Origin of the sequence: Amycolatopsis sp. cmx-11-12, from assembly GCF_046269425.1 — a bacterium.
Lineage (GTDB): Bacteria > Actinomycetota > Actinomycetes > Mycobacteriales > Pseudonocardiaceae > Amycolatopsis.
The window spans coordinates 63,208-75,815 of sequence record NZ_JADNQM010000022.1 but is presented as its reverse complement, the minus strand read 5'-3'; the positions used below and the strand labels follow the sequence as shown (position 1 = coordinate 75,815).

Here is a 12,608-nt window from a genome sequence, read left to right as displayed (position 1 = left end):
GACGCGCTCGCACTTTGTCGAGGCCACCGGTAGCGGGACCGGGCACTTCGGTCATGGAAGCCGTGCCGAAGTCGAACTGATGCTCCTGGCTGGCAACGTGCGCAGGCGATGTCGGCGGATCAGGTGCTTGCGAGTGTCCTCGACGGGGCAACGCAGTGTGGTGCTCCTGCCGGGACTGTCAGGGGGAGACGGATGCGTGCGGTCGTGATTCGGCGATTCGGTGGTCCGGATGCCTTGGAAATCGACGAGGTTCCGATCCCGAAGCCAGACCGCGGTCAAGTGAGAATCCGGGTTTGCGCCGCTGCCGTCAATGCCGTCGACCTCGCCGCCAGGGCTGGATTTCTGGTGGCAGGAGATGTTCTGTCGCGTGCTGCCATCGGGATCGGATGTGACGTGTCCGGGCTGGTCGACGCGGTGGGAGAGGACGCCGGTGGCTTCAGTCCGGGCGACGCCGTCATCGGTTTGCGGGACCAGCCGGGCACGTCGCTCGGTACTTATGCCGACTACGTAGTCCTCGAACGCGGCGCAGTGGCGGCGGCCCCCAAAACCGTCTCACTCATAGAGTCCGCCACCCTGCCTCTTCACGGCCTCTCCGCACTGCAGGCACTGGACCTACTCGAACCGAGGCCTGGGGCGACAGTCCTGGTCACCGGCCTCGCGAACGCCACGGGTGGGTTTGTCGCCACTGAGGGTTACCGCGTGGTCGTGGTCGGCGCGAAGGCCGACGAGGAGTTGGCCAAGGCACTCGGGGCGGAAATCTTTGTGTCTCGTGAGGTCGCTTTCGCCGAGAAGGTGCTCGCGATGGTGCCTGGAGGAGTGGATGCGGTACTCGACACGGGTTTTCTCGGGCCGCACGCCGTCGGCGCTGTCGCCTCTCGAGGGCAATTCGTGGTGTTCGCGAGCGGAGCGGCCCCGGCTTCTGTCCGTGGCATCCGTGTCGTGGCGGTATCGGCTCGCGCCGATGGGGGCGGATTGGCGAAACTGGCGGGCCTGGTCGACGACGGCGTCCTCGAATTGAGAGCCGTCGATGTGTTCCCGCTGACGAAGGTGGCGGAGGCCCATGAACGCTTCGAGAGCGCCCGTCCCCGAACACAACTGGTGTTGAACCCTTGAAATCTACGAAATCGTCTCGTATCAACGAGGCCATGAGCGCCGAAACCGACACCAGCTGGGACGAGGACGTCCGCGTCGCGGTCTACCGCACGTTCGCCGAGTACGGGAGGCCTCCGACGGCGGCGGAACTGGCCGACGCCGCCCATGGATCGCTCGCGGTGGCGAAGCAGGCGCTGCACCGGCTCGCGGAGCAGCGTCACCTGGTGCTCGACGCCCGCGAGCACGTCGCGATGGCGCATCCGTTCGCGGCGATCCCGCTGGGGTTCTCCGTGATGGGCGAGCGCACGCTGTGGTGGGGCGGCTGCGCGTGGGACGCCTTCGCGATCCCGCATCTGGTCAAGGGCGAACCCGAGGTGCTGGTGTCCACGCGCTGCCGCGGCTGCGGTGAACCGCAGGCCCTGATGGTGAACGACCGGACCCCGCCGAAGGGCGGGCTGGTCGCGCACTTCCTGGTGCCTGCGGCGCGGATGTGGGACGACGTCGTGCACACCTGCGGCAACCAGCGCCTGTTCTGTGGCGAGTCCTGTGTGGACGAATGGCTGACGGAAACGGGGCAGGACAAGGGTTATGTCATGGACCTCGCGACGTTGTGGCGGCTCGCGGCCGGCTGGTACGAGGGCAGGCTCGAACACGGGTACGTCCGCCGGGATCCGGCCGCCGCGGCCGCGTACTTCACCCACGCAGGACTGAACGGACCCTTCTGGAGCTAGCTAGACGGGGCACACGGCCCGGTAGAGGATGCCGGCTCGATCAGGCCCGGTGACCGTGACGAGAGCGTTCCCGGACGAGCTGAAGCCGCCGCGATCAAGCACGGCGGATCTCCGCATCGGTCAGGAGCCCGAAGCCGCACCGGCAGGTACGTCGCGCTCGCCGAAGAGGGCCATGAGAGTGCGGAGGAACACGGGCGCCAGGTCGGGGATCGCCTCGGCGCCTTTCGTGTAGAGACACTGACGGATCAGGTCGGACATGCCGCCGACCAGCAGGTCGAACGCTTCGTCCGGTAGTTCCGGTCTGGTCGGGTCCTCTTTTCGCACCACGTGCTTGTAGGTGATGCGGTACAGCTCGGCGATGCGGGCGATCCGCCGGTGGTACATTGCTGCGATTTCCGGGCCGGCGGCCAGGCATTCGATCTGCAGCGTCCAGGTCGCCTTCGGCTGCGAGGCCATTTTCGCCAGGTACCGCTCCATCGTCAGCGTCACGGCGGCTCGCCAATCCAGATAGGAGAGTTCGCTCAGGGGTTTCGTGATCTCCCCAGGGCCGTCGACGCTCCAGCCCGGAACGCGGCGACGAAACACGCTTGTTTGGTGGGGAACAGGCTGTAGAACGTCTGACGCGATACCCCCGCCCGCTCCACGATGTCGGCGATCGTGACCGCCCCATACCCCTTCTCCGCGGTGACCTCCATGAAGCCGACCAGGATCCGGGCCCGTTGCGACGCCGCGACCTCTTCCGCGGTGAGTCCGTGCCGGCTCGGCAGCCGTTGCCCCACCGTGGCGAGGGCCTCCACACCGGTCAAGGATGGCCGCTCACTAATGGCACCACCTTCTCATTACACACTTCGAGCGAGCGCGGACCCTGCGGGAACGTGGCGCTCATCGTTGTTTTGTGTTGTCGCTGACATCGCGGGGCCGGGAAACTGTGCTCTCAACCCGAGATCGTGGCCAAGCATATTGGTACCCCTTGTCGGGGCTCTTAAAGAACGTTAGCGTACGCAGAGTACAGGCGAGTACTTGAAACTCTTTCAGAATCGGCCGTCAGACCAATTCGCGTTTGTGGTCGAGTCCGGCTTTCCTTCCGCGCGGAGACCACCTCGGTCGGCTGCGGCGCTGTGCCGAACTCGACCACGTCACCTTCAGGAGGCGTCATGGGCACGTCGGATCCGGCTGCGGAAAGCATCGACAGCCGGCTGAAGGCGCCACAGGCACCGGGCAAGAACCTGCATCCCGCGGTCCGCGACGGCCTGTTCGCGCCGCTGGTCCTGGCCTGTGTGGTGGTGTTCCTAGTGCTGTACCTGGGTAGTGGTGCGACCGACGTGTGGTTCGCGTGGACCATGGCGAGCCCCCTCACCGCCACTACCGTCGGCGCCGGTTTCGGTGCCGCGGTCGTGCTCTTGTTCCTCGCCGCGTTGGAACCGGGATGGACGAACGCCCGCATAGCGAGTTTCGCGCCGCTGGTGATGGCCGCCGGAAGCCTCGTCGTGACCAAGCACTATCAGGCGGAGCTGAACCCGCCCCGCGAGTTGGCCATCGCAGGGACGGCTTTCAGCGTGCCTGTCCCTGACATCTGGTTGATCGCCCTGGGGATCACGATCCTGCTCACCGTGCTGACAGTGCCTGCTCAGCTTCTTCGCCGTGTCGATGTCGACGGTGTCGCGGTCGCGACACCGATCCCTGGGTGGGCAAGGGTTTTCGCGGGGATCGAGGGGATGGGGTTGCTCGTCGCCGGCATCGGCGCCACGGTCCGCCCCGGCCCCTACGTGGCGTGGTGGCCGTGGCCGGTGAGCGCGTTCGATCTGCGCGAACTGTCGGTTTGGTCGATCACCTTGGGGCTGCTGATCGTGTACGCCGCGGTCGTCGGTGATCTCCGGCAGGCGGCGGTAGGGCTCGCGGCGCTGGTCGTCTTCGGCCTGCTGGCCCTGGGGGGAGTCCTGCGTTACGCGGGTGACCTGCGGTGGGGGTCGCCGGGGGCGTTGATCGTCGTCTCGGCCATGGTCTTGCTGCTCGGCACCGGCTTCTTCGGGCTGGTTCTGCTGGGTTTGGCCCGTGTCGTGCGTCCGGTGCTGACCGCGGTGACCACCGGCAAGCCAGGCCAACCGCCGTCGGAGGCATCGGCGTGGGAACTCGCACGGGGCATCCGGTCGAAGATCACGCCTCATGACGACAGGGGCTTCTTCGGTCCGGGGTCGGTGACCTGGAAGGTGTGGACCTACCCGACTTCGCTCACCGTGGGCTTCCAGCGCGCTGTCGTCGTCGAGGAGCTTGACCCGGCGCTGGTCGCCGCCGTCGACAAAACCAAAGCCCTGAGGACCCGCTCGCATACGCGCTATGACCGAACCCTGCGCTATTTCGCGATGGTCGCCTTCGCCGGTACCCGCGTCACCATGAAGGCGTCGGACATCTTGGTGAAGGTCCATTCGACGGGGGTGGGTGTCGACCCGGTCACTGGAAAGCGTTACGACGCCAACGATCCAGCGTCACAATTGTGGATCCATCTGACGGCATGGCACTCGATCCTCTATGCCTACGAGAAGTACGGGCCGGGCAGGCTCAGTGCTGAGGAAGAGGCTCGTTACTGGGCGGATTGCGCCACGGCGGCCGAACTTCAGACCTGCGACCCGGCAGAGGTCCCCCGCGACCGTGAAGGCGTCCGCGCCTACTTCGAACGCATGCGTCCCCAGTTGGTCGGCTCACCCGTCGCGCGTTCGACCATGGATCACCTCCTGCACGCCGAGGTGATGTTGCCCCCGATGCCGCCGGCGTACTGGCCCGCCGTCTTGGTCATCACCCGTACTCTGCGCGTCGCGACCATCGCGTCGATGCCGCATTGGATGCGGGATCTGGCGGGGATCCGGCAGAGCCGGCTGCTGGACGCGTTGGTGGTACCGGTCATGCGGCTGTCGTTCCGGTTCATCCGCATGAGCAGCTGGCTCCAGCTGGCCGCCCTGCGCCTGCTGTCACCATCGACCTTGCCGATCGTGGCGCCGGTGCTGCTCGGCATCGCGCCCGCCACGGAAGAAACACTCACTCCCGCTCAAGCTCGTGAACGGTTTGGCTACACGCCGCCCGCGCTGGCGCACCTCGAACTGAGGGCCAGGCAGCGTGAACGGGTGTTCAAGGAGAATCGCGCGCCCGACGACGTCGGCCTGGTGGAGTCCGAGCCGGTCCTCGGTGCCCGCTGAACCGGTTACCCGACAAAGGAATCATCCACGAAGAAGGGGTATTGGAATGTCTGTGAAAGCCTTGAGAGACAGCGCACGCGGCGCGGTGAAAGCCGCTGCCGTCACGGCGACCGCCGTGGTGGCGGCGAGCGTCCTCACCGCGGGGACGGCCGCGGCCGCGGACAAGGAACTGACCTTCGAGGGCGAGTTCCCCATCATCGGCATCCAGACGGTGAAGGTGGTCGTCCACGTCGACATCCCCGCGAACGTCACGCTCGGCGGACCACTCGATGTCCCGTTCACGCTCGATGTGAACGGTGGAGACGCCGCGGCGGACGGCTTGCGCCTGGTCGGCGCCACGAAGATCTCCGGTGAGATCAGGTCTGCCGCGCGGATCACGGTGAGCAACGGGCTGAGCGTTCCGCTCGCCGTCCGGCTCCCGATCCCCGACACCCCGGTGCCGGCCCAGGGCCCCTTGACCTTCCAGGCCAAGGGCGGGCTCAAGTTCACTGTCCCCCGCGGCGTTCCCACTGGGGAGACGAAGGTCAATGTGGAACCGAAGGCCACCTCGCACATCGTGACCGACAGCGACCTGGGGGAGTTCGACCTCAACCTCGTACTCGCGCCGCCAACCCAGGACACGCTGCTCGGCACCACCCAGATCGTCGGCTGAATAGCTCCGCTCAAGGCCGGCCTTCAGTTTTGACGGTCCGCTGTGTCACGCGTGAGCGTGACACAGCGGACCGTTCTCTATTCTGTGAGCAGGTTCGTCATGTTCAGGCAGCGAAGCTGCGCTTCCTCCGGCCGGACCCGCTCGGATGGCACAAATCAGGTCCGGTGATAGTGAAAACGCGTGCAGACGAACGGCCCGTTCAGTACGGGGTCTCCCGCACAGGCGCTGTACGAGGTGTAGTTCTCGCGATGCGGCCGGGTGCTGAGGCTGGCGGTGGCCCGCGTCGCGGTGGCGGTGATGCTCTTGCGCCCGGGATATCCCTCGCCGATGTCCAGGCGAACGATCCAGCCAGGCCGGAGGCCTCGCCCTTCGGCGTGGATCGCTCGGGTCTGGTCGTTGAGCCACAGGTGAGCGCTCGTCAGGAGCTTGGAGGCGAACTTCAGTTCGGTGTACGTGGCCGCCGACGCACTGGGGGCGTTGACGGCGGCGATGGAGGCCGCGGACAGAGTGGCAAGCAGCACGGTGGCTACTTTCTTGAGCATTTCAGTGATCCTTGATTGTGGTAGGAAGAAGACACAACATCGACCAGAAGGGTCGATGAACCGGCATTCTGGTCTATCCGGCATTCGGTCCGGCTTCATCGGTGCTTCATCCAGGGAAGTAGCGTCAGGCCTCCCTATCGGGTCTTCAGGGCAGGCCGCGCCGAACGAAGGGCCGCACCGAGATGGATCGGCGCGGCCACTCGCCAGAGTTCGTTACGCCGCACCGGTGTAGAGGATGCGATTGGGTGTGGCGCCGATGGTTCCCGGGTTCAGTTTGTCCTTCGTCGACTTCCTGACGAGTTCTTGGTGAACTTGCGTGGGGGTCCAGGTGGGGTGCTCGCCGAGGAGCAGTGCCGCGGCGCCGGCCGTATAGGCGCTATCGCTTCCGCCGCGATCCCAAAGGTTCTGGCCGTTGCCGGGACCCATCGCGGTGGGACCTGAGGAAGGTGCCGCTACGTCGACACAGGGTCCACGTCGCGCATCGCCCCTGAGGACGTCGCCTGTGGTGGAGGACAAGGCGACGTCCAGTGGGGTCGCGGTGATGGCCTCGGAAACCCGCGCCGGGGAGACCGAGCACGCGTCTTCGGAGGCGTGCTTCGCTCCGCTGGCGCTGGTGACCCAGCTGACGCCGGACTTGACGGATTTGCGGATGGCTTCGTCGACGGCGTTGTTCGGGGCGAGCACGAAGGGCAGCACGGCGACGGCCGGGCGCTGGGCGTGGGCGGTCACCCAGTTGATTCCGGCTACGACCCGTGCCGGGGTTGTCTCCTGCCAGCAGTCGCGCACGCGGACACTCTTGAGCTGGACGCCCTTCGCCGCACCGTACTTGGCGCCGCCGACCAGGCTCGCCGTCGCTGTTCCGCTGAAGAAGCACACGTCGGAGTTCCTTGGCCCGCCGACCAGGTCGACGCCTTCCGTCACCCGGCCTTCGAAGTCGACATGGGTCCCGTGGATGGCCGTATCGACGACATAGACGTGTACGTTCTCGGCTTTCGTGGTCCAGCTGTAGCTGCGGGACAAGGGAAGGTCCCGCTGGTCGATCCGGTCGAGGCTGAGGCTGGGGTTGCTCTGCGTACTACCTGCGGAACCTTGTGGCGTACTCGCCTCAGCCGGTGAACCGAGGGCTCCTGGTGCGAGCGCGAGAAGCACGCCGGCGATCGTGAGTCGTCTGACGCTTGACAAGTGCGTCATTCAAGCCTGCCTTCACTAGTAGGGTGGCGTTCGTGAATCCCAGACTGGTCTCAGGCATGCAGCCTTGACCGGGCATTGTTCAATACGTGGGACTCACGCGAAGGTACTCGGAGGAAATTTCAGTGCGGCTTCTTGTCGCGGCCGAGTCAGCCGTCCGCCTGCTCGATCAGCAGCACCATGCGCTGTGTAGGCACTGGTTTGATAAACATTTGTCTATGATTCCATCCGAATTGGAGTGTGGTGGAACTCATGCCGAGGGCGGCTTTCGAGGGTTCTCGACGATAGCCTCAGGTCTGAGGAGGGTCCGAACTGGCGTTAGTTGATGACCTGAGTTCGAGTATCTCGACCGAGAGGTGGGAGTCGTGAATATCAGCGATCTTTCAGGTCGTCTATCTGTCAATAAGGACCTGGTGAGAAGATTCTGTGAAGCGTTTTACAACAGGAAGGAATTCGATCAGGCGGCCGAGCTGTTGTCGGAGCGCTTCATCAACCATCATCCCGGTGCGGGGGTCGGCCCCTGCGGACGATCACCAGCCTCCGAGAGCAGGTCGCAGACCGGTTTCCGGACTTCTCGATTCAGGTCAAGGCCATGGTCGCCGAGTTCGATTTCGTCTGGACCTACTCCGTCATTCGTCTCGGAAATGATGAGCTCGAGGCGGTGTCGGTCGACATCTGGCGGATCGAGGCTGGCTTGCTCGTGGAGAAGTGGGACGTCGGGCAGCGGATCGAGAGTGGAACCTCAAGGGCGGATCTTCTCTGACGTGGCGCTGTGGCTTCGCTTGTATGTGACTAATCCCCTTCGGAGTTCTGCATGAGAAGATCCGCCCGCGAGGTGTGGGTCCCCGTCGCAGGCGGATCTTTCCTGGGAGTTGGGTCGTTCACTGGGCGAATATACGTACCCGGGAACCGATCGTGATCAGCTCCGGTGAAGGTGGTAGTCCATGCAGATGAACCGGGTACTGTCGGCCGGGTTCCCGGCGCAAGCGCTGAACTTGGTGTCGCTCTTCCGGAGCGGCGGGGTAGGAGGCTCGGTTCCGCCGGATTCGCGGTGGCTGTGATAGACGGATGACCGACGTGGTCGCCCGATCGCAGATTCCGCCCTTCCGCGTGGAACTCCCGGGTCTGGTCGTTGATCAGCGGGCGAGTGATCAGGGGCCCCTGCGAAGCGGTCTTCAAGGGCGTGTACGTCGCGGCGGAGGCAGTCGGGGCGTTCACGGCCGCGATGGTGGCCGCGGCAAGCGTGGTGAGAAGCAAGTTCGTTAGTTTTCTCGGCAATAGCGAGTTCCAACCTGTCGGAGTGAAAGGGTCTGGCAAGTGAAGCCAGGACGTGTCGCAGCATTTTTGTGGCGATAACGCCATTCCGGCGAGCTTGCCGCTGGCTTCATCCGGCATTTCCGCTCGCTGCGGCCATCGTGCCGATTATCCGAAGTGTGTTCACTGGGAGGCGATCATGGGCCTGCTGGTACTCCGGCGTTCCATCCTTCCGGAGGAGCTGCTCACCTGGAGGCCGGGTTCGGATCGAAACGGCGGCCAAGCGGTCTGGCGCGGTTTGTCGACCCCAGGGCCGCATGCGGAAGCCGTTCCGCTCCGGTGTCACATCGGCGCCGCGGTGGACGCCCAAGATGACCACCAGTGTCACGCACTCATATACGAGTGGTCATCGAACACGTCGATCTTCGCATTTGTCGGAACCTGACGGTTGCAGCATGATCATAACCGTACTTCACCTGGCGAAATTTTTACATTCGGCAGAAATTCCCTGTCGCCGGATTCGTGGATCGATGCTGATTCGCATCGTCGGCAAGGTCGGCCAGAGGGCGTAATACTCACGTATCTGAAAGGATGAAGACACTTGCTTTTGTCGAAGACAAAGAGAGCCCGTCCATTGATCGTATCCATGGCCGTCTTCATCGGATTGCCCATGGCTCAATCGACTGCGATCGCGTCGCCAACGACCCCGTCGGCGCCGGCCAGCGGCAAGGAACATTGCGTGGTCGTACTCGGAAAGGTCGGCCCTGGCCAGAGCTCCAGGGTCGCGCACGAGCACTGTTCACCGACTGCCTTCGACAAAGCGGCGTACCTGCGTCAACCGGACGTGAAGGCCAGGCTGAACGCCGAGCGGGTGACCGCGGACGTCCTGCTGATGCAGTGGTGGAGCGACACCGACTTCAAGGGGCAAAACCTTCAGGTCTGGGGAGGTGCTGGTCCCTGCGACGGAGAGGGCTACACCTACGACCCCGCCAACTACTGGCGAGCCAATCTCAGTTCCATCGAACTGATGCACCCTGACTGCGACCGAGTCACCGTGCATGACACCTCTCTTCGCAAATCGGCGAGCTTTTCGATCAGTCCAAGGTACTTCGGCAGCGCGATCAACGACAATGTCGGCCGCGTGCACGTGTACAGGCACTAGGCAAACGACCGCGGTTGGTGGCTTTGACGATAAGTGCTCTTGGGCGGCGGGCGGGCGCTCGGTTGGCCACGCATGGCCGGGCTGAGCCCTCCCCCGGTCGTTCATGACTGTGCGTGTGCATCACGATCCGGGTAATTGTGCCGGAAAGCGGCCGATAAACATCAAGGTGTCCCGACGGAGATATTCGCATTGCTGGAGTATGGCATTTCCGGCGCAATTGGTCGACGATTAAACTGTCGAATCCAGCATGACTTTCCGGCTGCTCGACTCACTTTTCCTATTTTTATGAACGAAAGGTTCGAGCTAGGTGCGAATCATGGCAAAAGGAAAAAGTGTCATCGTTGGCATAGGTGCTGTGTGCATGACACTCGCGTCAACCTGGACTGCCCCAGCGGTCAATGCGGCATCCGTCACGGGGTTCACCTTGGTGCAAGAGGTCGAGTTTCACGGACGGCACATCAAGTTGTGGCGGAACAACGACACCAACCCTGCTCGGCTGCACGGGGAGATCACCAACGCGCAGTGGCCGGACCAGATCATGCTCACCGGAAGCGGTTGTCCCTTCGAGCAACAGCTCTGCCACCCGGCTCACGTGCGGCAGGGAACGACCGTAGCGAACACTATCGGCGTTGTCGGTGTGGTGGACGCCTGCGGGAATGTAGGGCGCGAGATCAAATGTACTTGTGTGGTCTGCCTGCATGCCGAGGATGATCAATCATCTCCGGCGGAGCGCGGTAAGGCACTGGGGCAACGAGATTCGGTCGCGGTAAAGATCGCATGACCTGAGCTGCTCGGACAACATCCGTAATCTCTCGAAGGGCCCGCGCGAGGAGGCTGGACGGAGATGGGGATGTCGCGGTCGGCCGGCTCCCGGTTTGTCGGCACCGTGAGGACCACGCTACCAAGTCTGCATCAGCATGCTGTTGAGAGAGCGTGCGCCTCCCAACTCGGACATCTCGTGGCTGTCTTGCTCGCCGTGCCGAGGACTGATCGACGGACTCGTGCGTCTCGTCGGTCAGTCCTCGTGGCGAAGGGATCAGCGGTACCGGCCGAGGACGTCCCGGATGAGACCATCGCGGACCAGGAACGCGTAGTAGAAGATCTCCTCGCCGCCGGACCGTGTCGTGAATCGGTAGTCGACGACATACCGGTCTCCGGCCCATCGGGCACCGGTGATCTCGTATCGGCCGCCCACTCCGATGACTTCCGGATCGATGAACCGGCTCATGATGGCCTCGCGTGAAGGAAAGATCCGGCCTACGCTGTCGAATCTCGCTTGCTCGGCGAAAGTCGCTGCCACGCCTGGAGAATCTCCCTTGTTGGCGGCGTCGGTGAACTTCTGTGTGATCCCAGGGGCGGCGGCTCGATCCGATCCGGACAGCGGTGCGGGTGCCGCCGGCGGGGCTTCCGACCGGCCCGGTACCGGAGCCGTTGGCTCCGCACTACAGGCGGCGGCTGACAGCAGCAGCGCGAGCGCGGTGAGCCGGTAGGTGTAAGCCATCGATTCTCCTTGAAATGTCCGTGAGGTAGGCGAACAGTGGCGCGAAGGTAGCGTCACGACCACCAGCGCAGAGCGTCACAGCCAAGGAGACACCGGGATGGTTCCTCTGGTCCAAGGCTTGTGGCCATGCGTTGTGGGCATCGGGCCGGGAACGGACGACTCTCCCGAGCGACCGTCCTCGAGCCCGATGCCCATGCCGTGTGCCTCTTCAACTGGAGTGGTGTCCCGTCCCTGTGCTTCGAGGCACTTCATCAGAGCAGGTCACGGATCTGGGAGATCACGGACGCGACGCCCGGTGGCGTGAAACACGGTGTTGGCGATGGCGGGCGCGACACCGTTCGCTCCGATCTCCCCGTTGCCCTTGGCGCCCAGTGCGCTCGTGCGGCGGTCATCATCCTCGATGAAGGACACGTCGATGTGCCCGATGTCCGCGTTGACCGGTACGACGTAGCCCGCGAGGTTCTTGGACAGGAACCTTCCGCGGTCGTTCTCGAGTACCGATCGTTCAAGCAGGGCGTGGCCGTAGCCCCTGGCCGCCCCCCCCGGATCCACATCCATTTCACCCCGACCGGATCGAGCTGGATCAGCCAGGTCGAGCGATGGTTCGGGTATCTCACCGACCAGCCTCGTCCCGGCCGTGGCTGGTTCCACCGAGACAGACCGGCTCGCCTGCGCGCGACCGCAAACGCTGGCCGCAGTTCCTCGACTTCTGCAAGCAGTTCCGCCGCCGCTTCCCCGCCGGGAAGCTCTACCTGATCTGCGACAACTACGGACCACATGGCAAAGGTGAGGTCCAGGACTGGTGCACGGCCAACGGGATCGAGCTGGTTTTCACACCCACCAACGCGTCCTGGCTGAACTGGATCGAGTGCGAGTTCACCGCGGTCCGCTACTTCACCCTCGACGGCAGCGACTACCCCAGCCACACCGCCCAGGAAGTCGCCATCGCCGGCTACCTCCGCTGGCACAACCGCCACTGCCACCCCAAACGCCACCTCGCCGTCAACTCCAAGATCCGCCGACCCGATTACCTATCCAACGTTGCTTGATACGGCACTAGCCTCGCGCGGACTTCGCGATCAGGTCGGGAATGGTACGCGCTTCCTGGCTCTGGACACAGAAGATCCTGCCCGCCCCATGGGAACCGTCGGCGACACAAGCGTCGTCTCCGGGCTCTTGGTTGTTTATCAACAAGACTCCTGGTCTCGCTGTGTCCTGGAAGTTGACCCAGTTCTCCGAGTTGAGTCTCAGGACGCTGTCGCCGTCGGCTGTACTGTGCTGAAGGCATACCCACCCCG

The 12,608-nt window shown here is 64.1% G+C and carries 14 protein-coding genes; 8 read left to right on the top strand and 6 right to left on the bottom strand.

All coding sequences use genetic code 11. The features are described 5' to 3' along the window. Positions 1–192 precede the first annotated feature (192 nt). Both ACLARN_RS27200 and merB read left to right on the top strand, forming a co-directional pair. Positions 193–1,113, top strand: a complete 921-nt coding sequence (locus tag ACLARN_RS27200) for an NADP-dependent oxidoreductase (RefSeq protein ID WP_409494292.1) — start codon at positions 193–195, stop codon at positions 1,111–1,113. 32 nt (positions 1,114–1,145) lie between these two features. Then, positions 1,146–1,823, top strand: a complete 678-nt coding sequence (merB, locus tag ACLARN_RS27195) for an organomercurial lyase (RefSeq protein ID WP_409494291.1) — start codon at positions 1,146–1,148, stop codon at positions 1,821–1,823. 120 nt (positions 1,824–1,943) lie between these two features. Here the strand turns inward: merB and ACLARN_RS27190 are convergent, their stop codons facing one another. Both ACLARN_RS27190 and ACLARN_RS27185 read right to left on the bottom strand, forming a co-directional pair. Further along, the gene (locus tag ACLARN_RS27190; protein ID WP_409494290.1) at positions 1,944–2,312 is read right to left on the bottom strand and encodes a hypothetical protein; all 369 of its coding nucleotides are present in this window, start codon (positions 2,310–2,312) and stop codon (positions 1,944–1,946) included. 32 nt (positions 2,313–2,344) lie between these two features. Then, positions 2,345–2,620, bottom strand: coding sequence for a TetR/AcrR family transcriptional regulator (locus ACLARN_RS27185; protein ID WP_409494367.1), 276 nt, complete (start codon positions 2,618–2,620; stop codon positions 2,345–2,347). 357 nt (positions 2,621–2,977) lie between these two features. On the opposite strand from ACLARN_RS27185, the gene ACLARN_RS27180 reads away from it, so the two are divergent. Together ACLARN_RS27180 and ACLARN_RS27175 are read left to right on the top strand one after the other, a co-directional pair. Then, complete coding sequence (locus tag ACLARN_RS27180) at positions 2,978–5,011, top strand: oxygenase MpaB family protein (RefSeq protein WP_409494289.1); 2,034 nt, start codon at positions 2,978–2,980, stop codon at positions 5,009–5,011. Between the two features lie 46 nt (positions 5,012–5,057). Further along, positions 5,058–5,663 (top strand): DUF6801 domain-containing protein, encoded by a 606-nt coding sequence (locus ACLARN_RS27175; RefSeq protein WP_409494288.1) that lies wholly within the window; start codon positions 5,058–5,060, stop codon positions 5,661–5,663. Positions 5,664–5,818: 155 nt separating this feature from the next. Here the strand turns inward: ACLARN_RS27175 and ACLARN_RS27170 are convergent, their stop codons facing one another. Further along, positions 5,819–6,205 carry a hypothetical protein gene (locus tag ACLARN_RS27170; protein WP_409494287.1) on the bottom strand — a complete coding sequence of 129 codons (387 nt, stop codon included), beginning with the start codon at positions 6,203–6,205 and terminating at the stop codon, positions 5,819–5,821. 213 nt (positions 6,206–6,418) lie between these two features. Then, positions 6,419–7,354: a S8 family serine peptidase gene (locus ACLARN_RS27165; RefSeq protein WP_409494286.1), complete on the bottom strand. Its 936-nt coding sequence runs from the start codon at positions 7,352–7,354 to the stop codon at positions 6,419–6,421. Positions 7,355–7,985: 631 nt separating this feature from the next. Here ACLARN_RS27165 and ACLARN_RS27160 point away from each other — a divergent pair. The 3 genes from ACLARN_RS27160 (at position 7,986) to ACLARN_RS27150 (ending at position 10,590) form a co-directional block, all read left to right on the top strand. Further along, positions 7,986–8,156 (top strand): hypothetical protein, encoded by a 171-nt coding sequence (locus ACLARN_RS27160; RefSeq protein ID WP_409494285.1) that lies wholly within the window; start codon positions 7,986–7,988, stop codon positions 8,154–8,156. 1,137 nt (positions 8,157–9,293) lie between these two features. Next, the gene (locus ACLARN_RS27155) at positions 9,294–9,809 is read left to right on the top strand and encodes a hypothetical protein (protein WP_409494284.1); all 516 of its coding nucleotides are present in this window, start codon (positions 9,294–9,296) and stop codon (positions 9,807–9,809) included. Positions 9,810–10,125: 316 nt separating this feature from the next. Continuing rightward, positions 10,126–10,590 (top strand): hypothetical protein, encoded by a 465-nt coding sequence (locus ACLARN_RS27150; protein WP_409494283.1) that lies wholly within the window; start codon positions 10,126–10,128, stop codon positions 10,588–10,590. Positions 10,591–10,845: 255 nt separating this feature from the next. Here the strand turns inward: ACLARN_RS27150 and ACLARN_RS27145 are convergent, their stop codons facing one another. Then, the gene (locus ACLARN_RS27145) at positions 10,846–11,310 is read right to left on the bottom strand and encodes a nuclear transport factor 2 family protein (RefSeq protein ID WP_409494282.1); all 465 of its coding nucleotides are present in this window, start codon (positions 11,308–11,310) and stop codon (positions 10,846–10,848) included. 261 nt (positions 11,311–11,571) lie between these two features. Further along, a complete protein-coding gene (locus ACLARN_RS27140; protein WP_409494281.1) occupies positions 11,572–11,862 on the bottom strand; it encodes a hypothetical protein in 291 nt (96 codons plus the stop codon). A gap of 47 nt (positions 11,863–11,909) precedes the next feature. On the opposite strand from ACLARN_RS27140, the gene ACLARN_RS27135 reads away from it, so the two are divergent. Then, entirely contained in the window at positions 11,910–12,359 is a 450-nt protein-coding gene (locus tag ACLARN_RS27135) for a transposase (protein WP_409494280.1), read from the top strand. Positions 12,360–12,608 lie beyond the last annotated feature (249 nt).